20 protein-coding genes and 1 pseudogene are annotated in these 23587 nt (G+C 67.0%); 7 read left to right on the forward strand and 14 right to left on the reverse strand.

Going from position 1 to position 23587, the window contains the following annotated elements:
• Nucleotides 1-56: 56 nt before the first annotated feature.
• From BSZ40_RS09375 to BSZ40_RS11940, 5 genes are all read left to right on the forward strand, one after another.
• Nucleotides 57-353: a hypothetical protein gene (locus tag BSZ40_RS09375; protein WP_143180936.1), complete on the forward strand. Its 297-nt coding sequence runs from the start codon at nucleotides 57-59 to the stop codon at nucleotides 351-353.
• 6 nt (nucleotides 354-359) lie between these two features.
• On the forward strand, nucleotides 360-1685 hold the full coding sequence (locus tag BSZ40_RS09380) for a hypothetical protein (RefSeq protein WP_073825657.1): 1326 nt from the start codon (nucleotides 360-362) through the stop codon (nucleotides 1683-1685).
• 112 nt (nucleotides 1686-1797) lie between these two features.
• Nucleotides 1798-2151, forward strand: a complete 354-nt coding sequence (locus tag BSZ40_RS09385; protein ID WP_073825660.1) for a hypothetical protein — start codon at nucleotides 1798-1800, stop codon at nucleotides 2149-2151.
• A 115-nt stretch (nucleotides 2152-2266) separates the two neighbouring features.
• Entirely contained in the window at nucleotides 2267-2620 is a 354-nt protein-coding gene (locus BSZ40_RS09390) for a hypothetical protein (protein ID WP_073825662.1), read from the forward strand.
• Between the two features lie 179 nt (nucleotides 2621-2799).
• Nucleotides 2800-3498: a hypothetical protein gene (locus BSZ40_RS11940; RefSeq protein ID WP_073825665.1), complete on the forward strand. Its 699-nt coding sequence runs from the start codon at nucleotides 2800-2802 to the stop codon at nucleotides 3496-3498.
• Between the two features lie 70 nt (nucleotides 3499-3568).
• Here the strand turns inward: BSZ40_RS11940 and BSZ40_RS09400 are convergent, their stop codons facing one another.
• From BSZ40_RS09400 to BSZ40_RS09435, 8 genes are all read right to left on the reverse strand, one after another.
• The gene (locus BSZ40_RS09400; RefSeq protein WP_073825668.1) at nucleotides 3569-5932 is read right to left on the reverse strand and encodes an FtsX-like permease family protein; all 2364 of its coding nucleotides are present in this window, start codon (nucleotides 5930-5932) and stop codon (nucleotides 3569-3571) included.
• Between the two features lie 2 nt (nucleotides 5933-5934).
• Nucleotides 5935-6699 carry an ABC transporter ATP-binding protein gene (locus BSZ40_RS09405; RefSeq protein ID WP_073825670.1) on the reverse strand — a complete coding sequence of 255 codons (765 nt, stop codon included), beginning with the start codon at nucleotides 6697-6699 and terminating at the stop codon, nucleotides 5935-5937.
• A 106-nt stretch (nucleotides 6700-6805) separates the two neighbouring features.
• Nucleotides 6806-8068 carry a HAMP domain-containing sensor histidine kinase gene (locus BSZ40_RS09410; RefSeq protein WP_073825673.1) on the reverse strand — a complete coding sequence of 421 codons (1263 nt, stop codon included), beginning with the start codon at nucleotides 8066-8068 and terminating at the stop codon, nucleotides 6806-6808.
• The gene (locus BSZ40_RS09415; RefSeq protein ID WP_073825675.1) at nucleotides 8068-8745 is read right to left on the reverse strand and encodes a response regulator transcription factor; all 678 of its coding nucleotides are present in this window, start codon (nucleotides 8743-8745) and stop codon (nucleotides 8068-8070) included. The genes BSZ40_RS09410 and BSZ40_RS09415 overlap by 1 nt, the downstream gene beginning before the upstream one ends.
• 108 nt (nucleotides 8746-8853) lie before the next feature.
• A complete protein-coding gene (locus BSZ40_RS09420) occupies nucleotides 8854-9504 on the reverse strand; it encodes a LutC/YkgG family protein (RefSeq protein ID WP_073825677.1) in 651 nt (216 codons plus the stop codon).
• A complete protein-coding gene (locus BSZ40_RS09425) occupies nucleotides 9504-11030 on the reverse strand; it encodes a LutB/LldF family L-lactate oxidation iron-sulfur protein (RefSeq protein WP_073825679.1) in 1527 nt (508 codons plus the stop codon). Before BSZ40_RS09425 ends, BSZ40_RS09420 begins: the two co-directional genes overlap by 1 nt.
• Nucleotides 11027-11830, reverse strand: coding sequence for a (Fe-S)-binding protein (locus tag BSZ40_RS09430; protein ID WP_073825703.1), 804 nt, complete (start codon nucleotides 11828-11830; stop codon nucleotides 11027-11029). The genes BSZ40_RS09425 and BSZ40_RS09430 overlap by 4 nt, the downstream gene beginning before the upstream one ends.
• A gap of 207 nt (nucleotides 11831-12037) precedes the next feature.
• Nucleotides 12038-12769 carry a GAP family protein gene (locus tag BSZ40_RS09435; RefSeq protein WP_245793995.1) on the reverse strand — a complete coding sequence of 244 codons (732 nt, stop codon included), beginning with the start codon at nucleotides 12767-12769 and terminating at the stop codon, nucleotides 12038-12040.
• Between the two features lie 58 nt (nucleotides 12770-12827).
• Between BSZ40_RS09435 and BSZ40_RS09440 the strand changes: the two genes are divergently transcribed.
• On the forward strand, nucleotides 12828-13451 hold the full coding sequence (locus tag BSZ40_RS09440; RefSeq protein WP_073825683.1) for a TetR/AcrR family transcriptional regulator: 624 nt from the start codon (nucleotides 12828-12830) through the stop codon (nucleotides 13449-13451).
• Between the two features lie 69 nt (nucleotides 13452-13520).
• Here BSZ40_RS09440 and BSZ40_RS09445 read toward each other — a convergent pair whose 3' ends face one another.
• The 5 genes from BSZ40_RS09445 to BSZ40_RS09465 form a co-directional block, all read right to left on the reverse strand.
• Entirely contained in the window at nucleotides 13521-15215 is a 1695-nt protein-coding gene (locus BSZ40_RS09445) for an L-lactate permease (protein ID WP_073825685.1), read from the reverse strand.
• 111 nt (nucleotides 15216-15326) lie between these two features.
• Nucleotides 15327-17600, reverse strand: a complete 2274-nt coding sequence (locus BSZ40_RS09450; RefSeq protein ID WP_073825688.1) for a hypothetical protein — start codon at nucleotides 17598-17600, stop codon at nucleotides 15327-15329.
• A gap of 529 nt (nucleotides 17601-18129) precedes the next feature.
• Nucleotides 18130-19674: a dihydrolipoamide acetyltransferase family protein gene (locus tag BSZ40_RS09455; RefSeq protein WP_073825689.1), complete on the reverse strand. Its 1545-nt coding sequence runs from the start codon at nucleotides 19672-19674 to the stop codon at nucleotides 18130-18132.
• Between the two features lie 9 nt (nucleotides 19675-19683).
• Entirely contained in the window at nucleotides 19684-20682 is a 999-nt protein-coding gene (locus BSZ40_RS09460; RefSeq protein ID WP_073825692.1) for an alpha-ketoacid dehydrogenase subunit beta, read from the reverse strand.
• Nucleotides 20679-21791: a thiamine pyrophosphate-dependent enzyme gene (locus BSZ40_RS09465; protein WP_073825694.1), complete on the reverse strand. Its 1113-nt coding sequence runs from the start codon at nucleotides 21789-21791 to the stop codon at nucleotides 20679-20681. The genes BSZ40_RS09460 and BSZ40_RS09465 overlap by 4 nt, the downstream gene beginning before the upstream one ends.
• A 251-nt stretch (nucleotides 21792-22042) precedes the next feature.
• Here BSZ40_RS09465 and BSZ40_RS09470 point away from each other — a divergent pair, with 251 nt between their 5' ends.
• Nucleotides 22043-22888 carry a YwiC-like family protein gene (locus BSZ40_RS09470; protein WP_281246643.1) on the forward strand — a complete coding sequence of 282 codons (846 nt, stop codon included), beginning with the start codon at nucleotides 22043-22045 and terminating at the stop codon, nucleotides 22886-22888.
• Between the two features lie 109 nt (nucleotides 22889-22997).
• On the opposite strand, the pseudogene BSZ40_RS11945 reads toward BSZ40_RS09470, so the two are convergent.
• A pseudogene (locus tag BSZ40_RS11945) lies at nucleotides 22998-23587 on the reverse strand (hypothetical protein); the annotation flags it as partial.

The following is a 23587-nucleotide window of genomic DNA, read 5'->3' on the forward strand; positions in this document are numbered from 1 at the left end:
GAGGTCAATTCAGCAGTATCCTGACCGCTGTTAGTCGGAGCCGATGGAGGGTGATGGTGCCCGATTTTGCTGTTGATTCCGAGCAGTTGGCTGGGATGGCGGAGAAGTTGGAGTGGGTGGGGCAGCAGGTGGGGGCTGTCAGCCCGCCGGGGGGTGGTGTTGCGGCGAGGTTGGGGGGCTGGCAGTTGTTGGGGGCGTATTTGGCGGCCGACAGCAATGCGCGGCAGCGGGCCGAGGCAGTGGAGTGGTGGTGCGGGGCTGCCGGGCAGGGGGTGCGGCGCGTGGCGACGTCGACGACGGCTGCGGAAGAGCAGTTGGCTGCTTCTTTCGCCTATGACGAGCACAAGTTTTAGGGGCTAATGGTGGGGTTGTTTGCGGGCTGGATTGGGGACGTGCCGGGGAACGAGGAGGAGTTGTTCGCGGCCAGTGCGGGGTTTTTGGCGCGGGCGCAGGAGTTGGAGGAGCGGCGTTGGCAGTTGCGCGACGTGTTGCGCCTGGCCCCGGATTGGGCGGGCCAAGCGCGGGAGGCTTTCGCGCAGGAGTTGGATAAGGTGCAGGTCGATGTGGCGGACTTGAGTGTCGGCTACGACGGCGGGGGCCAGGCGTTGGAAGTCTTCGCTTGGGTGGTGCGCGACGCTAAACGGCAGGTGGCCGATATGCGGGCGGCCCTGGAGGGCTTGGATCGGCAGTTGGCGGCCGCCGCGGGGGATTATCGGGTGGTGAAGTATCTGGAGTTGTTGCCGAGCGCGGGCCGGATTGACGGTGACTATGCGCGCCTGGTGGCTCGGGTGCGGCAGGAAGAGGAGGCCTGTGCGGCTCGTCTGCGGGAGTGTTTCCACGTTGAAGCCGTCCATGTGAACGAAAACGGGGTCTATCTCAGCGACCGGCGGGCGTTGAGCAGTGCGGAGCTGGCGCGTATCTGGGACGGGTTTGCTGGGTTGCGGCCCACCGACATGACGCAGGGCTACATCGGGGACTGCTACTACCTGGCGGCCCTGATGGCGTTGAGCAACACCCCTGACGGCAGGCGCACACTGCAAGAAGCGATCCAGCCACGGTATGACTCCCGCGGCAACATTGTTGGCTTCCTGGTCACGGTCTACGACGACCCCCTGCACCCCACCGCCCGTGCCCAGCGCACCGTGTTCGTCGACTCGGTCTACGCCAATGGCACGAACTTCACCAGCCCGAACATGTTCTCTATCTTCGAATCAGCCTACGGCCAACTCCACCCCGAGGGCACCCGCCCCGGCCCAGCAGGCATCTACGGCGGGCTTATCGACGAGGCCCTGCGGGATGCCGGCGATATGCCCAGCACGGTCATCGAACGCTCAAAGGGAATCTGGGGCCTGGGCGAGGGATACTCGCCAACCAAGCAGGCGCAGATCGCTGCTGCCCTGGAAAGCCAAAAACCGGTCACAGCATCCACCACCATGGTCCCAGCCGAGTACTTCCCTCACCGAGGTGCCGCGCTAGTCGCCGACAGTACCCAGCCCGCCCTCCCGCCAGTCAAGCTCTACTACCTCCACGCCTACATGGTCGAGGCGGTGGACGAGGGCGGGGTGACCATAATCAACCCGCACGGATACAATCTGGAAGAAGGAGGCGGTAATCGTGGCGCACGATTGAAGCTTTCCTGGGAGGATTTTGGGCATTATTTCGGCAGTGTGGCCATAGGGGAGTGACATGCCTGCATGGAAGAACATTTATTGTGCTCTAGCCGTTCTGCTTACCCTCGGCATTGCTGCCGGGTGTAGCACCCCTGACCCCACGCCCTTGACTGGAGAGGAACTTAAAATGCAATGCGCTGACGGCATCATCATTTCCCAAGGACACGCCACCGTGTTGAGGCCTGACCGGGAAGGCAAAGTTGCGGTACTCGTCTCCGGACCGAGCTTCGAAGACGGCATCGCCACCGCTGCGATCACCGTTAGCTTTCCCGGCACCAACAAGCCCGGTGCCGATAGGCCCCTAAGGGCCGGGGAGTCGGTGTCCCACCCCGAAGTCGGCACCTTCACGCTCCTGGACGTCAAACTCGTAGAAACACCGCCCGACCAGGCAGGCGGCGGCAACTTCGCCGTCTACTGCTTCCGCCCCTCCCCCACCTTCGACCTCGACACCGACCGCCTCACCTGGACCAAAGACCAATAACACCATGCCCACCCACCTCCCCAACCTCACATCCGCGGCACTGTCCCTCACCCTCGGCATAGCGACCGGTTGTAGCACCCCTGACCCTGCGCCTTTAAGTAGCGAGGAACTTAAAATGCAATGCGCCGATGGCATCATCATTTCCCAAGCCCACGCCACCATTTTGCGCCCAGACCGGGAAGGCAAAGTTTCTCTTATTGCCTCCGGTCCTCGCTTCGAAGACGGGGTAGCTGCTGCTGGATTGGGCGTTGGATTCGACGTGCCAGGCAAGCCAGGGGCATATGGTTCCCTAAGGGCGGGGGAGTCGGTGTCGCATCCCGAGGTCGGCACCCTCACTTTGTTGGATGTCAAGGTTGTGGAGACGCCGCCCGGCCAGGTCGGCGGCGGCAACCTCGCTGTCTACTGCTTCCGCCCCACCCCCACCTTCGACCTCGACACCGACCGCCTCACCTGGACTAAAGACCAATAACACCATGCCCACCCGCCTCCCCAACCTCACATCCGCGGCACTGGCTCTTACCCTCGGCATAGCGACCGGGTGTAGTACCCCTGATCCAAACCGCCAACATAACGATTTATCCCTATCGATATCTATTGGTGGCCACCGCAACTAGGCTGAGCTCACGCTTTACGTGATTAGGAGTCGCCATGCGCCGCAAGTTTGTTATCGCGGCCGCGCTATTGGTCGCGGCATTATTGGCCGTCCCCCCGCTGATCGCGGCCGCGTCCGCCCCGCCCGGCCGGACGGCCCCCGGCAACGTACCAACCGCGGCCCCCACCGTCGCCACCCCGTCCAACAGCCCCAGCGTCAAGCCGCCATCCACCCTCCCCACCCCGGATCCCAACAAGCTGGGGAGCAACGTAACCGACGAGCACGGCCAACGGCTCTGGTTCGGGGAGGAGAGCCCGGAAGTCGCCGCACTCGGCGCGCAGGTCGACGAAATCTGGCACGTCAACATGCACAACATCGCCGGCACGGCCCTGACCTCGGATCGGCGGGCAGTGGAGGTCTACCTACGGGACCTAGACGGCCCGGGCGGGGCCGAATTGCAGGCCCTAAAGGAACAGGCAGGTGAGCGCCTCATCCTGATCCCGGGCCGACGCCTGCTTCAAACTGACACCCCGCGCATCAGCGATCTCATTGCCCAACACGGGCTAGAGATTCCGGAAATGGCGGGACTGTCGATCAACATTTTGACCGACACCGTGGAAATCACGGTAGATGAGCGGGTGGCCGCCCAACTACCAGGCGGCAAGAGCCCCGGGCTGGCCGAGCTGGAACGCCTCCTGGCCGCACAAGACACTCCCGTGACCATCGTCCCCGGCGCGATCTCGACCTTCGACTGAGCCAACCCCCGGGCCGGGCCGTCGACCATCGGCGGCCCGGCCCGCTTCCGTCGACGGTCTGCCGCGACCACTACTCGGCCAGCAACACGTAAGGCGAGATGGACTTGATGCGTCGAGTAACGAGCCAGGCCACCAGCCCCGAGGTCACCACCAACACCAAGGGCACTACCCACACGGGCCAGGTGGGGCTGGCGACGTCTATCTTCAACAGCCCCAACCGTCGTAGCAGGGCGCGCAGCAGCGGCAGGAAGGCCCACCACCCCGCCCCCGCCCCCAGCGCGGAGCCGACCAGCACCGGCGGCAGCACCGCCCACCGCACCTGGCTGGCCACCTCCCGGTGCGCGAAACCGAGCGCCTTCATGATCCCGAGTTGCAGGCGGCTTTGCACCACCACGGTGCTGACCACCAGGGACAAGATCAGCACCACGATCGTGCCAGTGAACGCCGAGATAGTCCCCGCCAGGACCGGTACCACCTGGACGTAGCTCTTTAAGGATCCGACCAGCAGGGCGTACCGGTTCGTGGCCTCCACCTGGTCGCCGTAGCGGTCGCGGATTTGCCCCACCACCGCGTCGATGTCGCCAGTCACCTGCAACGCGACGGAACGCGGCTCGAACGCCGGATCGAGGCGCTGGAAGGCCGCAGTGGGGAAGTAGGCAAAACGGCCAAGCTGCGTCACTCCGCTGACGATGCCGGTGACCACGTAGTCGGCGCGCTGGCCCGCGGCCTCCACCGTCCACACGTCTCCCACCGCTAGACCGTAGTGATCTGCCAGGCCCGTGCCGAGCGCCACCTCGTTGGCGTGGCGCGGCCACCGCCCTGCGTACAGTTGCCCATCGCCGAGCTGGGAGTAGGCGTCGGTGAGGAAGTAGAAACCGCCGATATCGCCGAGGTCGCCCCGCCGGTACTCCATGAGGTAGCCGTCACGCACCCCCGGCAGCTGGCGGCTGGTGCGCAGCACCTCCTCCAAGTCCCCCTCCGGCTTGACGTCCACGTTGACATCCTCGACGTCGCCCACCAGCAGGCGGATGGCGCTGTCGCCATTCCCGAGGGTGGAGGCCAGCGAGCTGAGGAACACCCCCGTGAAGGCGGCAATGGCGGTGATGAGAAGCACCGCGCTACTGCGGCCCGCGGCCTGCCCGGCAGCCTTGATGCCGAGCAGCGGCGCCAGGGGGCCGCGCGTGCGTTCCAGCGGCAGCCAGGTTCGCCGGAAGGCGTGGTCGCTGGTGCCGCCGCGCAGGGCCGCCACCACGGGCGTGCGGCGCAGACGCCAGGCGACAAGCAGGCCCGTGGCGAGCACGACGAGCGTCAACACGGCCGCAACCCCCAGCACTAGGGGCACCGCCGACTGCGGGCGCCAGGTGATGCCGGTCTGGGCGCGCAGCAGCGGCTGCAGTTTGCCCAAAGCCGGGGCCGCCAGCACTCCCCCGAGAAGGGCACCGCCCGCCCCCAGCAACACGAAGGGAGCCATGCACGACACCATCACCTGCCACACCCCGAATCCCATAGCCCGCAGCACCCCCACCTGGGGCAGATCGCGGACGATGGCGTTGCGGAGCATGAAGCTGAGCACGACCACCAGCACCAGCAGCACCAGCGCCGCGAACGACAGCAGCGTCAGCGAGATGATGGCCATCGGTGCGCGCACCGCCTCCTCCAGCAGCCCCAGGTCGGTGGTAAAGACCGCCAGTTCGGTGCTGGCCGGCAGCCGGGCGGCCTGCAGGGCGGCCCGCTCCGCCTCGACCTGGGCACTGTTGGCCTCCGTCGCGTTGGCGGCCGCCACCTGCCACGCCTCCCCGGTGAAGGCCTTGTCCTGCGGGGAGTCGGCCGTCCCGACGCGCTCCTGCAGCGCCGCCAGGTCGGCCGCCGGTACCCAGATCCAGTAGGTGCTGATGCCCGGCACCCCGCCGTAGGTGTCCTCCACGAAGCCTTGAATGTGGAAGGAGTGGCGCGCGCCGTCGGCCGTGATCGTCACCTCGTCGCCGAGCTGGTAGCCGCCGACATCTTGAAAGACGCGCGAGACCCAGGCGGGCTGCGGGACGGGATGGGCCAGTTCCGCCACCACGGTGCGTTGCCCCAACTGCTGCCGCCCGTCCACGGCCTCCACGACGAAGGCCTCGCCGAACTTTTCGCCGTTCCGGTACGCCGAGTTGTGCAGGATCACCACCGGTAGGCTCTCCAGCCGCGACACCCGCGGATCGGCCGCCAAGTGCTGGCGGAACTCGGTGGCCCCCGGCGCGGTCGGCACCACCACCATGAGCTCCGGGGCGTGCCAGGCCCGCCGCTGGGCGTCGATGGCGGCGGAGTGCTTGGTCAGCAGCTGCAGCGCCACCCCGGCCAGCAGCCCGGATACCACGCTCAACACCGTGACGATGCAAAGCAGGGGCCAGTGCTTGCGCACCACGCGACGAATCAGCAGCCCGGTGCCTCCCATGCTCACCACCCCATCTCGGACAGAAAGGCGGTCAGTTGCCCGGTGCGGGCCGCCTCGTCGCCTGCCAAGGTCAACTCCCCCGCCACCTTGCCGTCCCGCAGGTAGCAGATCCGGTTGCCGCAGATGGCCGAGCGCACGTCGTGGGTAACCATGACGATGGTTTGCCCGTCGGCGTGCACCTGCCGCAACAGGTCGAGCACGGCGTCGGAGTATTCGGAGTTCAGCTGCCCGGTGGGTTCGTCGGCGAACAGCACCGCCGGTCTGTTCATGAGCGCGCGGGCGATGGCCACCCGCTGGGCCTCGCCCCCTGACAGCATGGCGGGGAACTTTTGCAAGTCCCGCGCCTGCAGACCGATGCGTTCGGCCAGTTCCTGGGCGCGAGCATTGACGACGCGACGGCTACGTTCCTGCAGCAGCCCGGCGACCAGCAGGTTGTCCCGCACCGACAGGGCGTCGAGCAGGTGGACCTGTTGGAAGACGAAGGCACAGTGTTGGCGGCGGAAACGGGCGCGCTTGTCTTCAGACAGCTGCGTGATATCCACGCTCGAGATTTCGACGCTGCCGAGGGTGGGCTTGTCGAGCCCGGACAGGGCGTAAAGCAGCGTCGACTTGCCGGCCCCCGAGGGCCCCATGATGACGGTGAAGGACCCGGCGGCGATCTCCAGGTCGAGGTTGCGCAGGACGTGCTGCTGCACCCCATTGTGCGAGAACGTCTTGGACAGTTTGCGGGTACGGATGATCGCCGGGGTGACGGCACGTTGCGGCATGTCTCTCTCCTCTCGGTGAGATTCACGCTAGTGACCGCCCGGCAACGTCTCACTTACAGTTTTCTTACAAACCGCCTACAGTTGCGGCTCCCACGACCACCCGGGGTCAGGCCAGCGGCAAGCCGACGGTGAGGGCAAAACCCGTGGGGGTGTTGGCCGCGGTGATATGTCCGCCCATGGCGCCCACCAGCTGACTGCAGGTGTACAGGCCGAGGCCGTGGCCGGGCACATTGGCCGCGTTTTGCCCGCGGTAGCCGCGTTGGAAGATGGCCGCCAGTTCGCCGTCGTGCACCCCGGGACCGGTGTCGCTCACCAGCAGCCGCAACTCGTCGTCGTCCAAAACGAAGTCGATCCGCGGGTCGTGCCCGGCGTACTTGCGGGCGTTCTCGCACAGGTTTTGCAGCACCTGACTCACCCGCACCGGATCGGCCAGCACGAGGGCCGCCGGGGGCGGGGCAACCACGGTCCCTTCCAGGGTCGCCTGCGTGCACAGGTGCGCTAGTTGGGAGGAGGTCAACGCGACGGGGGTGACCGTCAGCTGGCTTTCCGGGGTGGCGGAGGCCGCGAAGATGTCGTCCACCAGGGCGGCCACCTGGTGGCTCTTGGCCACGAGCAGGTCCAGGCGCTCGCGACTGGCAGGGCCCGTGGTTTGCAGGGCCAGCAACTCGGCGGTGGCGCTGAGCGTGGACAACGGGGTGCGCAGGTCGTGTCCCAGTTGGGCCAGCAGCTCGGCTTTGGACGCCTGCACCGCCAATTCGCGGGCGCGGGCGGCGGCCAGCTCGCTGCGCAGCAGGTCGAAGGACTGCTGCCAGGCCCCGAAGGCGTCGTCTTTCTCCCGCAGCAGTGGGGTGTCCAGACGGCCCGCCGCCACCTCGGTGGCAAAGTTCTCCAGCCGACGGAAGGGTCGCACCAGGCGTCGCCAACCCCACCCGGCCAGCCCCAATCCCACCACCAGCAGGGCGGCCAGCAGGCCGGTCAGTTGCCAGGCCAGCTGCTGGTGGGCGGCGCGCAGGGCGGCGAGCGTGGCGGGATCGGCGTAGAGGAAACCCACCTGCCGCCCGTCCACGACGACGGGCGCGCCGAGCAGGTGCCGCCGGGCCGCGGCGGCCGGCAGGCTCTCCCCCGCCGTCAACTCGGTGATGGTGGAGGCGATCAGCTGCCCGTCGGCGTCCACGACCGCCACCGGCAGCTCCAGGCCCACCAGCGGGGTCGGCGAGGTCAGTGGCCAGGCCGCCGTCACCTCCTGCACGACGCTGTTGAACGCCACGGCCTGGTGCGGCACCGACCGGGACAGGCTCACCCAGAGCAGGCCGATGGCCGCCCCAACCGCGGCGAGCAGGGCCACCACCGCCCACCGCAGCCCCCGCATCAGCGCGCCTCGAACAGGTAGCCGCGGCCCCGCACGGTGTGCACGTAGGTCGGGGCGTCCGGGTCGGGTTCGATGCGGGTGCGCAGGCGCCGCACCTGGACCGACAGCGCCCCTTCGGAGGTGAACAGGTCGCCCCACACCGCCTGGGTGATGTCGGCCTTCGGACACACGGCCCCGGCGTGGCCCACGAGGTGGCGCAGCAGGCGATCCTCTTGCGCGGTGAGCGCCAACTCCTGCCCCGCCAGGTAGGTGCGGCCGGTGTCGGCCTCGATCCGCAGGTGACCGTCGTCGAAGAGCACCGCCACCGGGGCCGCGGTCTCAGCAGCGCGATCCAGGCAGCGGCGCACCTTGGCCAGCAGCACCGCCAGGGAGAAGGGCTTGGTGACGTAGTCGTCGGCCCCCAAGGTCAGGGCCCGCACCTGGTCGACCTCCGCCTGCCGCGCCGAGACGACGATGATCGGCCCGGCGTACCGGGCACGCACCTGCTGGCACAGCTCGAAGCCGCTCAAGCCCGGCAGGTTAACGTCCACGATCAGCACGCCCGGCGGCTGCCGACTCACCGCCGCCAGGCCCTCCTCGCCCGTACCAACGTGCTGGACGGTGAGGCCGAAGGCCTGCAGGTAGTCGGCCGTGGCCAGGGCGAGGTCCGGTTCGTCCTCGACGATCAAAACGTCCATGCCTGGCTCCCCTGCGGTCGTTACCCGTCCACTGTAGTGCCGACTGCGAGCGCACACAGGGCGGGGGCGGGCTGCCCTTGGCCACCCGCCCCCGCTCCGTTGTCTGGCTTAGCCGACGATGGCGACCCCCAGCTGCCGGGGGCCGTGCACGCCGTTGATGCGCACCAGCTCAATGTCGGAGGTGGCGCTCGGTCCGGCGATCCAGGTCAGGGGTCGGGTCGGGTGCTCACCGAGGATGGCCACGGCCTGCGGGACGGTCGGCTGGATCGTTTCGCGTTCCAGGACGATCACGTGCTTGTCGGGCACCAGGGTGATGGCGCGGCGGCCTTGGTCTTCCTGCCCGTCGAGCACGATGGTGCCGGACAGGGAGATGCCGAGCCGACAGCAGGTCAGCACCGCATCGGTGGCATCCAGTTCGTCCTTGCTTAGGGGCTGCTCGCGGGTGTCGACCCGCACCTCGCGGTCACCGCGGGCGGCGGCCTGCTGGTATGCGGCGGGCAGGCCAGCGGGGATCACGACGCTGCGGGCCTGCCCGAGCAGGGCGTCGATGGCGTCGGCCACGGCCTGCCTGTCGGCCACCACCCGCACGTCAGCCCCGTAGTCCTCCAGGGACTCAACCATGGCCTCGACGACGGGCGCCGAGCCGGGAGCGTGCTCCCCCACCTGGCGGTAGTCGCGCGGCACCGGCGGGGCGGGGGCCCGCTGGGACTTGGCCAGGGCGTCACGTACGCGGGCCAGAATCGCGGTTTTGGCGTCCATCACTTGCCTTTCTTTTCGCCGTGCGTGCGGTCCCACCACTGCCGGAAGGTCTCTTTGGGGGCCACCGGCAGGTCACGCACCCCGGTCCACAGGGAGGCGGGGAAGGGCAACGCTCCGATGCGGTTCTTCTTGCGGCCGAGCAGCCGGGTGACCTTCAGGGGTTTGGTGGCCAGCTTCCAGGCGCGGGCGCTGGACATGGGCCGCGTGGAGGCCTTCATGCCGATGTCCCACATGTCCGGCAGGGTCTTGCCGGCTTCCTCCACGCTGCGGGCACGCAGGTGGATGAGGACGTCGGGGATTTCGATCTTCACCGGGCATACGTCTCCGCACGCCCCACACAGGGAGGAGGCGAAGGGCAGGGTGTGGACGGGGTCGTCGTGCTTGAGGCCCTGGGTCAGTTGCGGGGTGAGGATGGCCCCGATGGGGCCCGGGTAGACGGAGCCGTAGGCATGCCCACCGGTGTGCTGGTAGACGGGGCAGATGTTCATGCAGGCGCCGCAGCGGATGCAGTGCAGGGCCTGCCGTCCGATGGCGTCGGTGAGGACGCGCGAGCGGCCGTTGTCCATGAGGATGAGGTGGAACTCTTGCGGTCCGTCACCCTCGTGCACCCCCGTCCACATGGAGGTGTAGGGGTTCATGCGCTCCCCGGTGGCCGAACGCGGCAGCAATTGGCTGAAGACCTCCACGTCGCGGAAGCGCGGCACCACCTTCTCGATGCCCATCAGGGTGATCAGGGTGTCGGGCAGGGTCAGGCACATGCGGCCATTGCCTTCCGACTCGTAAATGGACACGGTGCCGGTTTCGGCGATTCCCATGTTGGTGCCGGAGACGGCGACGGTGGCCTGGAGGAACTTTTTGCGCAGGTGCATGCGCGCCGTGTTGGTCAGCTCCTGCGGGTCGGTGGACAGGTCGCGCGGGGCGTTTGGCATCTTGTCGAGGAAGATGCCGCGCACTTCGGCTCGGTTGCGGTGAATGGCGGGCACGACGATGTGGCTGGGCATGTCGTCGGCCAACTGCACGATCATCTCGGCCAGGTCGGTCTCGTGGGCCTTGACGCCCCGCTCGGCGAGGTACTCGTTCAGGTTGGTCTCTTGGGTGGCCATCGACTTGACCTTGACGACGTCGTCGACGCCCTTGGAGCGGATGATGTCCAGGACGATGGCGTTGGCTTCGGCGGCGTCGCGGGCCCAGTGGACGATGCCGCCGTTGGCCTCGACATTAGCGGCGAACTGTTCAAGCAGTTCGGGCAGGTTGCTCATGACCTCGTGCTTGATGGCGGCCCCGGCGGCGCGCAGCTCTTCCCAGTCGGGCATTTCTTCGACCCGCAGGGCCCGCTTGCCGCGGATGGTGCGGGTGGCGTAGCCGAGGTTGCGCCGCATCTGGGTGTTGGCCAGGGTGCGGTGGGCACCTTCCTGGAAGGTGGGACCCCAGCGTAGGGTATCGGCGGGCTGCTTGACGGTGGTGATCCAGCCGCCGGTGTTTTGGGCCCCGGCGGGGCGGGGCATGCCCAGGAATACTTCACTCATCGCGTACTCGCTTCCAGGCTGGCGGGGGCAAAGGAGACGTTGCCGACGAACGGGGCGTCCTGGGTGGAGGCCAAGATTTCGGCCATGTGCATGATGCGCACCCCGGAGTTGAGGCGCGCCAGGCCGCCCCCGATGTTCATGAGGCACGAGTAGTCGCCGGTGGTGAGGATCTCGGCCTGCGTGGACAGCACGTTGGTCATCTTGGCGGCCAGCATGGCGGCGGAGGTCTCGTGGTTTTTCATGGAGAAGGTGCCGCCGAAGCCGCAGCAGACCTCCGCGTCGGGCAGGTCGACGAGGTCGATGCCTTGCACGGCGCGCAGCAGCCGGTAGGGCCGGTCACCGACCTTGGCCACCCGCATCGAGTGGCAGGTGGGGTGGTAGACGACGCGATGGGGGAAGTAGGCGCCGACGTCGACGACGCCGAGCACGTCGACGAGGAGTTCGGACAGGTCGTAGGTGTGCTTGGCGATGGCGCGCGCCTGGTCGGCCAGGGCGTCCTGGCCGACGTGTTCGAGCACCATGGATTGTTCGTGCCGCACGGCGCCGGTGCAGGAACCGGAGGGGACGACGATGGCGTCCCACTCCCCGTCGAGCACGGGGGTGAAGGTGCGCACGTGGTTGGCAACGATGGAGCTGGCTTCCTTGAAGTAGCCGGTATTGGCGTGCATTTGTCCGCAGCACACCTGGCCCTCCGGGAAGACGACTTCGTGCCCGAGTCGCTCCAGCAGGGTGACGGTGGCTTGGGGCGCCTGCGGGAACATGGCGTCCCCGATACATGTTGCGAACAGGGCGATACGCACCTGCATCCCCTCCTTTGGGTGACCACTAGGTTTAGGTTTGCCACGCTAAGGGGCGACGCAACCAGTTTCATACCTCGTCGCCTTTTTTCGTTGCAAATAAGGCGATAAAGCGCTTCACTGACCCGGAGGGTGGCGGCGGTGCACGGCCAGCAAAACGTGACACGGCAGGCACGAAATGGGCGGCGCGGGGGCGGCCTGGCCGGGCAGTTAGGTACCGAGCAGCTGCAGGGCGCCGATGCCGCGCCAGATCATTTGCAGCCCCACCAGCGCCGCGATCCACAGCAGCGTGATCTTGGTTTCGTACTCCAGGCGCGGAGCCAGACGGCTCAGCCAAGGGAAGATGCGGTGGCCAAGCAGGGCGGCCAGGCTGAGCAGCACGATGGCAGGCAGCACCATGACCAGGCAGTAGGCGGCCAGCAATGCCAGCTTGCCGCCCCAGCCCACCGGCATGGTGGACATGATGCCGGTGGCGGCCAGGTAGGGAACCATGGTGACCACTTCCGTCAGGGAGGCCCCGAGGCCGAGCACGATCATGGCGCCGAGGCTGCTGGGCCGGGGGCGGTCGGCAAAGACGTCGCGGCCCGGCTCCGGCTTGGGGGGTGTGGGCCAGAGGATGCCGACCCCGGCCAGGCCAAGGCCGAGAACCAGGGTGAGCCAGTGGAAGGCCGTGGTGCGCTGCAGGGCCGTAAACGTGGAGCTGAGGAGATCGATTCCGGCTACCAGTGCGATACCGATGGCGAAGTACACCAGGCTCACGGTTGCCAGGTAGACGGTCAGGGCGACCGGCTCGACTCGGCGGCTGCGCACCACCAGGGCCAGCGGTATGACGAGCGTGCCCAGGCTCATGGAGTCCAGGAGTGCTAGCGCGCCGAGGGTGAGGTAGTTTTCCACGTCTTCTCCCGCCAACTTAGAAGCGTCATACGTTCGTACGACAGACATCGTACAAGCGTACGAGGGATATAGTGAAAGCACCATCGCGATCTGCCCGAGGAAGCTCATGCGTGCCGCCCTACCCGAGACCAGCACCGGATTGCTGGACCAGCCCCTCGGCGAGGCTGCCGCCCGCACCGCCGACGCCGCCATTCGCGTCATCGCCAGCCAGGGTTTTGACAAACTCAGCGTCCGCAGCGTCGCCAGCGAACTCGGAGTTGCCCCCGGCACCGTGCAGTACCACGCCTCCTCCCGCCGCGCCCTCCTCACCACCGCGCTAATCCGGTCAGTGCAGCGCCAGGCCCGGCGCATTACCGCCCACCAGGTCGACCCCACCGATCCGGAGAGCCTCGTCCAGGCCCTAGCCGAGCTCCTGCCCACCGGGCCGGTGCAGCGAGAAGACGCCGCCGCCTGGGTAGCCTTCGGGGCCGCCGCCGCCACCCGACCCTGGCTGGCTGGCCCCTACTGGCAGGCCCTGCAAAAGTTCCAAACCTGGGTCGAAAGCACCCTGACCGCCGCGCAGCGCTCTGGCGCACTGGCCGCGGAGGTAGCGCCCGCCGCCACCGCCCGCCTCGTGACCGCCCTCGTCAACGGGCTCACCCTCGACCTGCTGAACGCGCCCCCGCTCCCTACCGCCGACGTCGTCGCCCAGCTGCGCCGCGGCCTGACCCTCCTGCTGCCCCGGCCCTGACCCACACGCTGAGCGGCCCCCGCCGAGCGCACCAGGCAGCGCGGCGGAGGCCGCAGCGAAGCGGGTGGGTTACCCGGCGGGGGCGAACGACGCCGGGTCGGGCAGGTAACCGCCCAGCCAGCCCTGCGACGCCAGGAACACCAAGGCGCACAGCAGCAAGATCAGGCCGATGGAGAACGGCGCGGCCTTGCGCAGGATCTCCGGCTCGCTGCCGGGCGAGTCGATGGCGGTGGCCGCCACCGCCAGGTTCTGCGGCGAGACGATCTTGCCGAGCCCGCCACCGATCGTGTTACCGGCCAGCAGCACACCCGGGTCAAGGTTAGCTCCCGCCGCCGCGGTCGACTGCAGGTTGGCAAACAACGCTCCCGCGCTCGTGGCCGAGCCCGCCACGGCAGTGCCCGTCCAGCCCAGCAGCGGCGAGAGGAACGCGAAGGCGCTACCGGTGGTAGCCAGGGCCGCACCAATGGCGGTGGTCTGTCCCGAGAAGTTCATGACGAACGCCAGGGCCATCACCAGGGCGATGGTCAGCAGGGACAGACGCAGCGTGTAGATGGTCTGCGGCAGGGCGGCCAACGAGCGCCGCAGCGGCATCTCGAAGTGGCCGGGCCGCCCGTAGTGGGCGTAGATGAGCGCCACCAGGATGCCGGTGACGAAGATCCACGTACCCGGGTTGGACAACAACTGCAGCTTGTAGACGGCAGAGCCCGACGGCTGACCGTCCCCGGTCAGCAACTGCCCGTACAGGCCCGGCCAGCGGATCTCCAAATCGGTGGCCTTCAGGGCGGCGTCCACGTCCACCCCAAGACGCCACAGCTTGGTGAAGGCGATGATGGCCACGACCAACACGTAGGGCGCCAGGGCCAGCACGACGCGCTGCCGGTTGGGCACGTCAGCGGCGTCCACGTGGCTTTGGTGCTCCTGTGGGGTGGTCGGGGTGAAGAAGCGCAGGAAGACATACCCAGCAGCCAAGCCGAGCAGCGAGGCGGTCACGGCGGTCAGTTCGTAAGACACCAGCGGGGTGAAGAAGTGCCCGGCGGCGGTGGCTGCGCCGACGACGATCCCCAGCGGCCACAGCTGCTTAATTCCGCGACGGCCGTCCATGATGCCGAGCAGCAGCAGCGGCACGAAGATGGCGATGAGCCACGACAAGCGTCCCATGACCGTCCCCACGTACAACGGGTTTTGCCCGCCCAGGCGCCCCGCCGTCGTCACGGGAATCGCCATCGCCCCGAAGCCCACGTTGATGGCGTTACCAACCATCGTCAGCACGGCGGCCTTGATCTTGGGCACCCCCAGGGACACCAGCAGCGCCCCCGTGATGGCCACCGGGGCCCCGAAACCGGCCAAACCCTCCAGCAGGCCACAGAAGCTAAACGCGACGATGAGGGCCTGGGCCCGCATGTCCCCCTTGCCGATCGCGTTGAAGACGGCCCGCAGGTCGCCACTGCGCCCCGAGCGTTCCGTGAGGGAATACAGCCACACAGCGGCGATGATGATGTAGATGATCGGCACCAACCCTAGGGCCACCCCCTGCGTGGCGGACAGCGCGGTCAGGTGCGCGGGCATGCCGTAGGCGAAGATCGCCAACACCGCCGACAGCCCCAGGGCGGCCAGCGAGCACCAGTGCGTCTTGACCTTGAACACCCCCAACAACACGAAGAACAAAATCAACGGGGTGGCGCCCACCAGGGCGGTCAACCAGACACTGCCTCCCACTGCACTGACGTCAGGGGTGTATCCGAACGGAAGTAGATTTGGGGACATCTGTCGCCTCCGGGGTCGATTGCATCGCGTGGGCAGGTTACACAACGACGCGGGCGGGAAGAGAAATTACGCTCCCTTCCCGCCCGCTCCGTGGCCTCACACCGGCGCTAGTTAGGCGCGCCGCCGCTTGGCAATGACCAGGGCACCACCGGCCAGGGCTAGCAGCCCCGCGATAGAGCCAATGATCAGGATCGGGGAACCGGTCTTGGCCAGTTGCTTACCCGGCGCCCCCGGGGCGCAGGCGGCCTTCTCCGCGTCGGTCTTGTCGCGCTCACCGGCCTCGATGGTGACGACGGGCTCGCCCATCTTCCAGGTCTTGGTGGCCTCGTCGAAGACGGCGGAGGTCACCGTCTTGGTGCGAGTCTGCTTGACCTTCGGGGACTCGCAGGTGACCTTTTCGTCCTGCCATTGCGAGATCTCGACCTTGCTCTCCGGCTTGCACTGTTCGTGCTCGGCCATCGTCTTGTCGCGCTCCTGCGTCTCCTCGGTCACCACCGGAGTGCCCGGCTTCCACGTCTTGGTCGCGTCATCGAAGGTGTACTCAGTGACGGTCTTGGTGCGCTTCTGCGTGACCTTGGTGGACTCACACGTGACCTTGCCGTCTTCCCAGGCAGAGAATTCGACCTTGGGCTCGGGCTTGCACTGCTCGTGCTCGGCCTGCGTCTTGTCGCGCTCCTGCGTCTCCTCGGTCACCACCGGGGCGCCCGGCTTCCACGTCTTGGTCGCGTCATCGAAGGTGTACTCAGTGACGGTCTTGGTGCGCTTCTGCGTGACGGTGGGCTTGTCACAGGTCAACTGCTCATCGGCCCACTGCGAGAACTCCGTCTTCGTCTCCGGCTTGCACTGCTCGTGCTCGGCCTGCGTCTTGTCGCGCTCCTGGGTTTCGGTGGTCACCACCGGGGTGCCCGGCTTCCACGTCTTGGTCGCGTCATCGAAGGTGTACTCAGTGACGGTCTTGGTGCGCTTCTGCGTGACGGTGGGCTTGTCACAGGTCAACTGCTCATCGGCCCACTGCGAGAACTCCGTCTTCGTCTCCGGCTTGCACTGCTCGTGCTCGGCCTGCGTCTTGTCGCGCTCCTGCGTCTCCTCAGTCACCACCGGGGCGCCCGGCTTCCACGTCTTGGTCGCGTCATCGAAGGTGAAGGTAGTCACGGACTTCGAACGCGTCTGGGTAACGGTGGGCTTGTCGCAGGTGATGGCCCCGTCGGTCCACTCGCCGTACTCAATCCGGTCGGCAGGCTTGCACTGCTCGTGCTCGGCCTGCGTCTTTTGCCGCTCCTGGGTTTCGGTGGTCACCACCGGGGTGCCCGGCTTCCAGGTCTTGGTGTTGTTGTCCCACACGTGCGGCGTGGTGGTCTTCGTCCGAGTCTGGGTCACCGTGGTCTTAGCACAGGTAACCTCCCCGTCCTCCCATTGTCCGAACTCGACAAGATCCTGCGGCTTGCACTGCTCGCGCTCCTGCTCCGTCTTGTCACGCTCCTGGGTTTCCTGGGTCACCACCGGGGTGCCCGGCACCCACTGCTGGGTGCCGTCGTCCCACGTGAAGGGAGTGGTGGTCTTCGTCCGGGTCTGGGTCACCGTGCCCTTCTCGCAGGTGATGGCCCCGTCGGTCCACTGACCAAACTCGACGCGATCCTGCGGCTGCGGCGGGCGCTGAGTGCACTGCGGGTCAGTGCCCCGAGCGGTCAGCACCGCGGTGGCCACGAACTGGTCGGTCAGGTTCAGACTGGTACCAACCCGCACGTAGAAGTCGACGACACGCGAGTTCATGGCCGGCAGGTCACCGATGTTGATCGTCCAAGTGCCGTTGCCGTTGTCGACGACGGCCCCCTGCGTCAGCGGAGTACGGCCAGCCCGGTATTGGGTGTAGGGCTCGTTGCCCCAGGTGTTGACGTTGTCGACACCCCCCTGGAGGTCAACAAACACCTCCTTGCCGCGCACTTCGGGCGGCAAGGTGAAGATGACCTTGGCGTTCTTCAACGCCTTGTTGGTGCCCAGGTTGACGCGCCAGTGCTGCTTGGTGGTGCCGGTGGCCACCCGCACGGGGGTCGGGTCGGCCCCATCCTGATAGTGGTGACCGATCTCCATATAACCTGCGTGCCCGAGCTTCGGGCTCACTTCCTTGATGAAACCAGTCCACTGGTAGTTGGTGCCAGCGGGGTTGCCCTTCTCGTCGTGCACCAGGTTTCCGTAGTTCGGGTCGTTCTCGGCCAAGTCGATGTCGAGCACCGACTGGGCGGTCCACGAAACGTCACATCCCTGCGTGCCTTCGCCGGGCTGGGTGCCCCGGTTAAGCGCAGCAGCAGTGAACACCGTGGAAGCCAATAGCGTCAGGGCGCCGACACCGGCGACTGTCCCCTTTGCCCATGCCTTCTTCTTGCTCATTTCCTGCCTTCTGTTAATGGAAGCGTGTGGCTGATCTAGCCCACTTATAACGGCAAGCTACCAGCGTCCTTTCAGCTGGAAAAGAGCACCCTTCCGGACTCAAAAACCTACATTCACCAATGCAATTGTGAGCGAAAACACTAATGCATATTTATGCGCCATAACGGCGCGGATTGTCCACCGACTGGACGCAGGTAAATTGCACGCACCACCCGTCTCACTTTTGCGCGAAAATACAATGAGCCCCCTCAACTTACTGGGTTTTCTCACAGGCGTTACACAATTTCTCAACTGCTCGCATCCTTCCGGCTCGCCACCATCCGCAAGCAAGTGCAGCGAACTGAACCCAAAGTCCCAGTTGGTAACGAGCGGGCATAGGCCAGGAGTGACCGTCACGAAAACACTCTCGCCAACGATCGTGACTGTCGACACAAAAACTGCCGAACACTGGAGACAATCCCCAAAAAAGGGACTTATTTCACATGCGTGGCGCCCGTTACAGAAGGCAGGCGCCCACCAGCTGGCCTACCTAGCCCCAGACCAGGGCTTGCGCGGGGTCGGACATGACCCGGGCAATATCCGCCAACACGCGCGAACCCAATTCCCCGTCAACCAGCCGGTGATCGAAACTCAATGACAGCTGCGTGACCCACCGCACGGCGAGCTGCCCGTCCACCACCCAGGGGCGCTGCGAAATAGCGCCAAAGCCCAAGATGGCGGCCTCGCCCGGGTTCAGGATTGGCGTGCCTGCATCGATCCCAAACACCCCAAAATTGGAGATGGTGACCGTGCCGCCCCGCATAGCCGCCACTGGGGTCGTACCCGCCCGCGCCTGCGCAATAAGTTCCCCCAACTCCCGCCCTAACTGGGCCAGGGATTTACGCTCCGCGTCCTTAATATTGGGCACGAGCAAACCGCGCGGGGTCGAGGCAGCTACCCCCAGGGCCACATGGTGGTGGTAGATGATCTCCCGCCGCTCTTCATCCCAGGTGGCATTGATTTCCGGGTGGCGCCGGATGGCCAGCAGCAGCGCCTTCATGACAATCAGCAGCGGCGTTACCTTTATGCCAGCAAACTCCCGATCCGCTTTCAGCGCGTCCACCAGCTCCAGGGTGCGGGTGACATCAACCGTGTGGAATACCGTCACGTGCGGTGCCGTGAATGCCGATTCGACCATGGCCCGTGCCGTCGCCCGCCGCACCGAGGAGGCGGGCACCCGCGTCGAGCGCCCGTCAGGAGCGGTCACTCCGCCCGTCAGCCACGAGGCGTCCAGGCCACCGTCGACCTTCGCCAGGGTGACATCATGCGCCAACGACAGGCCGGGGGTGCCCGCCGCCCCCGGCGCCCCGATCGCGCCCGCCCCGTAGAGAGCGTCCCGCTTAGCCACGTCGTGCAGCAGTGCTTTAGCGTCGTGCTCGGCGGCGTAGGCCAACACGTCAGCCCGCCGGATTACGCCCTGCTCGTCGCTGCTAGGCACCTCTGCTAGCGCAATCCCCAGCTCGGCCGCCAGGCGGCGCACCGGGGGCGTGGCCCGGCGGGTGCTCGGCCCGCGCTGCTCCGCGTGCGGCCCGTACGGAGTCAACTGCACCGGGCCGCTCGGGCCGCCGCGGCGGGGACGCCGACGTTCGGCCAACCCGGCCGTGCCGTAGCCCACCAGCACCGAGCCAGAGCCTGCGCGTGGAGCATCGCTGGCAGCGACCAGGGCAGCGGCGGGGCCGCGGAGGGAAGGCTCTCCCTCCGCGGCAGGCACTGGTGCGACACCGACGCTGCCCTCCGCCTGCCCGGGCGCCGACGGGGCCGTTGCCTGCCCGTCGTCGTCCGTGGTCTCTCCCCCCGCCGCCGCGCTCGCAAACTCAACGAGCGGGCTGCCTACTGGCAGCACCTGCCCGACCTCCGCCAACAACGCCGTGACCGTGCCCGCGTGTGGGCTGGGCAGCTCCACGATCGACTTGGCGGTCTCTATCTCGCACAGCGGATCGTCGATGCTCACGGTATCGCCCACGGCCACCAGCCACGTCACCACCTCGGCTTCCGTCAACCCTTCGCCCACGTCAGGCAACCGAAATTGCAGCATTTTTACCCCCTATTGCAGTGTGCGGTCCACGGCGTCGAGCACCCGGTCAAGGCTCGGCAACCAGGCGTGTTCGTGCTTGGCTGGCGGATAGGGCGTGTGGAAGCCCCCCACCCGCGCCACGGGCGCATACAGGTGCGTAAACGCCCCCTCGGTGATGGCCGCCGCTATCTCCGCCCCTGGTCCCGCGAACGTAGATGCTTCGTGCATGACCACCACTCGCCCGGTCTTCTGGGCGCTAGCAACCAGGGTGGGCACATCCAACGGGTTGAGGGAACGCAAATCCACCACCTCTGCCTCCTTGCCTTCCTCGGCCAGGACGGCGGCCGCCGCCAGGGCCGTGCGTACCATCGGCCCGTACGCCACCAGGGTGATATCGCTCCCGGGCCGGACGACGCGCGCCGAATGCAGACCGTAGGCCAGTGCCTCCGGGGAGATGTCCGGCCGCGTGGTATCCACTTCGGCCTTGTCCCAATAGCGCGCCTTGGGTTCGAGCAGTATCACCGGGTCAGGGCTCATGATTGCCTGATACGTCATGGTGAAGGCGTCCTGCACACAGCCAGGGGTGATAACCCGTAGGCCGGGGGTGTGCATGAAGTACACCTCGGGGGACTCGGAGTGGTGTTCGACTGCCCCGATACCGCCAGCGAACGGGATGCGGATTGTTACCGGCATCTGCATGGCCCCGCCGGTGCGCTGCTGCATTTTTGCCAACTGGGTGGTGATCTGGTTGAAGGCCGGAAAAACGAAGCCGTCGAATTGGATCTCCACCACGGGCCGGTAGCCACCTTGCGCCATGCCAATGGCGGTGCCAACTATGCCCGCCTCTGCCAGCGGGGTGTCTCGCACCCGTTCAGCGCCGAACCGGGCCTGCAGGCCGTCGGTGACCCGGAATACCCCTCCCAATTGTCCGATGTCTTCGCCCAGCAAAATGGTGTGAGGATCTTCGGCCAGCGCGAGCGCCAGGGCGGCGTTAATCGCCCCGACCATAGTTAGTGTTTGCCTGGTCATTGGCTGCTCTCCTCCGACGAAAACGAGGCTTGGAATTGCGTAAACCACTCCTGTTCCGCGGCAATCAGCGGATGGGGCAGGGCGGTGACGTGAGCAAAAAAGCTCACCGGGCTCCCCGGATCGATGGCAGCGATGGCAGCCCGGGCTTCAGCTGCCACTTCCCGGCCTTCCTCCTCGATCCCGGCTGCGCGGGCGTCGTCGAGGAGGTCGCGGCGCCGCAGGAAGGTGGCCAGGCGCGCAATCGGATCCTTGGCGGCCCAGGCTTCCTCCTCTGCTGCGGTGCGGTAACGAGTGGGGTCATCGGAGGTGGTATGCGCCCCCATGCGGTAGGTGACGGCCTCCACGAAGCTCGGCCCGCCGCCGGAGCGAGCGCGGCGCAGGCTCTGCGTGAGCACCGCGTAGCTGGCCAGGGGGTCGTTACCATCGACCCGCACGGAGGGGATACCGAAGCCGGGGGCGCGGGCCGCGATAGGCACGCGGGCCTGCACGGTGGTGGGCACTGAGATCGCCCACCCATTGTTCTGACACAAGAACACGACGGGGGCCTGCGTGGAGGCCGCAAACACCATGGCCTCGTTGACGTCACCTTGGGAGGTGGCGCCGTCCCCGAAGCAAACGACGACGGCCCTGTCCGGGTGGGACTGGCCTGCCGCCTGGGCATCGAAGTTGAGGGCCTGGGCGCGCCCGACGGCGTGGTGGGCCTGGGCACCGATGACCAAGGTTGGCACGTGTGTGTTGGTAACCACCGGATCCCAACCTCCATGACAGGCTCCACGGAAGAGGGAGAGGATCTGGGCGCTGGTGATGCCGCGGGCACGCAGCAGCAGTTGCTCGCGGTAGGAGGGGACAAGGATGTCGCTGGCCTGCAGCGCGCGGGCGGTGCCCGCCTGAATACCTTCCTGGCCACGCAACGGGACCCACAGGGCAAGTTCCCCGTGCCGTTGCAGATTGGTGGCGGCGGTATCGAAGTGCCGCGCCAACACCATGCTCCGATACAAATCGACCAAATCGGTATCCGTGAGGTCCGCGAGATAGGGGGAATAGGTCTCGTGCTCCGTCAAGGTGCCGTTCGCGTCGAGCAGCCGAATCGTGGCGGGGGGTGTGATCACGCGGTCCGTCTCCTTCCTGCCGCCGAGGCAGTAGTTGCGTGCCAACAGGCGGCACCTACGCCACCGTAACTTACGCCGCCGTAGGTTTGGCAGTGGGCAGGGCAGACAATGTGCACCACGCCTCCTGGTGGATTCCCACAAGCCATCGCTAGTTAGGCATACCTATCTTGCTGGGCGCAGGCGAACTAGTATCCATTTATGTGACCACGCAACGAACCCGCCCCCCGACCCGCCGCCCCAACCGGGGGTGGGTGCCAGACCAGCATGGAGCGTGGGCGATGCTCGTCGTCCCCCCACTGTTGGGCATGCTTCACGGCGGCGGAAGCTGGCGGCATCTGCCGCTCTTCGTCGCCTGGTTCGTCGGCTACTTGGCATTTCATGCCTGGACCCTGTGGTTTAAGACGAAGGCTCCGCGGCGCGCCCAATACTTGCCCCCACTGCTGACCTACGGCACGGTCAGCGCACTGGCCACTGCGGTGACGCTGGTTAGCGCTCCCGGGCTGCTGGGTTGGGCAGTGGCGTTCGGGCCACTCTTCGGGCTTGCCATTGGGGAAGTGTGGCGGCATGCTGAGCGCTCCCTGCTCTCGGGATTCGCCACCGTGTTGGCGGCGGGCCTATTGACCCCCATCGCCGTGAGCGTGAGCCCGGCAGCCAGTGCTGAGCTGGCAGCGCCGCCGACGGCCGGGCCGGGCTGGACACAATGGCTCACCCACCAGTTGGGCTTCCCCGGCCTTGGCATGTCACCGTCAGGCTGGCTAATAACCGCGCTGCTCACCGGGTATTTCCTCGGCACCGTCCTGCACGTAAAGGCGCTAATCCGCAAACGTCGCTCTCGCGGCCACTTTGCCGCCTCTGTCGTTTGGCACGTGGCGATGCTGGGAACAGTGGTGTTGCTAGCTCTCGTTCCTGGCTTGGTGGTAGGCGTCGGCAGCGGGCCGCTGTGGGGACAGGTAGCGGTGTGGCTGCTGCTGACCGGGCGAGCGGCAATAATGCCTGCCCGTCAACACCGCGGCAACAAACCTTTCAGCCCTCGATTCATCGGCCTACTCGAAATGGGGGCGACTCTCCTGGTGACCGGAACCCTGCTGCTGTTTTAGTGAGGGCGAGCCGACCTCGCAGACGCAGCCGGGACTGCTGGCAACAGTTGGGGGCTGCCTGTTTGTGTCGGCAGCCCCCAACTTCTTGCAGCCAAGTCCTAGCCGGTGGTTACCATTCGTCGCTGTCGTCGCGGGGGGCGGGACGCAGGGATTGGGCGTTGCCTGCCCCATAGATGCTGGGATCGATCTGGGGGGCGTCTTCTTCTGTCAGGCGGGTGGGCTGGTAGCCCAGCAGGTGCGGCCGGGAAGCCCGTTGATCTTTTTTGTCCTTGCCCCCGGCGGCACTGTTGGCACCCCACACCCCACCAGCGGGCCGAGCCGCGCCGCCGGGGCGGGCCCCACCAGCGGGGCGGGCCCCACCAGCGGCGCTAGCCGGCTTGCCTGCCGGGCTGGTGGCCGTGGCCCCAACCCCGCTCACTGGCCCCATCCCCGCCCGGGCCACGCCCGGGCGGGCCATCGCGGGCCGGGTACCACTAGCGGGAGTTTTAGCCCCCGCCGCGGTGCCGCTGCTAGGGGCCAGCATGCCACCCACCGGCGGGCGCGCCCCACCCACGCGCGCCCCACCAGTGGTGGTGGGGGCGCCCAGACCGGGCATACCCATCACCCCACCCATGGGCGCTACCCGCCCCACCGCCGCAGCGGTGGAAGATGGGCCCAGGCGGGAGGCCAAGGCCGCCCCACCCGCACTAACCCCACCCA

Source organism: Buchananella hordeovulneris (assembly GCF_001907235.1).
Classification (GTDB): Bacteria; Actinomycetota; Actinomycetes; order Actinomycetales; family Actinomycetaceae; genus Buchananella; species Buchananella hordeovulneris.

Coding starts and splice junctions, on each gene's coding strand:
- BSZ40_RS09380 (WP_073825657.1), top strand. CDS start 360: ATGGTGGGGTTGTTTGCGGGCTGGATTGGGGACGTGCCGGGGAACGAG.
- BSZ40_RS09385 (WP_073825660.1), top strand. CDS start 1,798: ATGCAATGCGCTGACGGCATCATCATTTCCCAAGGACACGCCACCGTG.
- BSZ40_RS09390 (WP_073825662.1), top strand. CDS start 2,267: ATGCAATGCGCCGATGGCATCATCATTTCCCAAGCCCACGCCACCATT.
- BSZ40_RS11940 (WP_073825665.1), top strand. CDS start 2,800: ATGCGCCGCAAGTTTGTTATCGCGGCCGCGCTATTGGTCGCGGCATTA.
- BSZ40_RS09400 (WP_073825668.1), bottom strand. CDS start 5,932: ATGGGAGGCACCGGGCTGCTGATTCGTCGCGTGGTGCGCAAGCACTGG.
- BSZ40_RS09405 (WP_073825670.1), bottom strand. CDS start 6,699: ATGCCGCAACGTGCCGTCACCCCGGCGATCATCCGTACCCGCAAACTG.
- BSZ40_RS09410 (WP_073825673.1), bottom strand. CDS start 8,068: ATGCGGGGGCTGCGGTGGGCGGTGGTGGCCCTGCTCGCCGCGGTTGGG.
- BSZ40_RS09415 (WP_073825675.1), bottom strand. CDS start 8,745: ATGGACGTTTTGATCGTCGAGGACGAACCGGACCTCGCCCTGGCCACG.
- BSZ40_RS09420 (WP_073825677.1), bottom strand. CDS start 9,504: ATGGACGCCAAAACCGCGATTCTGGCCCGCGTACGTGACGCCCTGGCC.
- BSZ40_RS09425 (WP_073825679.1), bottom strand. CDS start 11,030: ATGAGTGAAGTATTCCTGGGCATGCCCCGCCCCGCCGGGGCCCAAAAC.
- BSZ40_RS09435 (WP_245793995.1), bottom strand. CDS start 12,769: ATGTCTGTCGTACGAACGTATGACGCTTCTAAGTTGGCGGGAGAAGAC.
- BSZ40_RS09440 (WP_073825683.1), top strand. CDS start 12,828: ATGCGTGCCGCCCTACCCGAGACCAGCACCGGATTGCTGGACCAGCCC.
- BSZ40_RS09445 (WP_073825685.1), bottom strand. CDS start 15,215: ATGTCCCCAAATCTACTTCCGTTCGGATACACCCCTGACGTCAGTGCA.
- BSZ40_RS09450 (WP_073825688.1), bottom strand. CDS start 17,600: ATGAGCAAGAAGAAGGCATGGGCAAAGGGGACAGTCGCCGGTGTCGGC.
- BSZ40_RS09455 (WP_073825689.1), bottom strand. CDS start 19,674: ATGCTGCAATTTCGGTTGCCTGACGTGGGCGAAGGGTTGACGGAAGCC.
- BSZ40_RS09460 (WP_073825692.1), bottom strand. CDS start 20,682: ATGACCAGGCAAACACTAACTATGGTCGGGGCGATTAACGCCGCCCTG.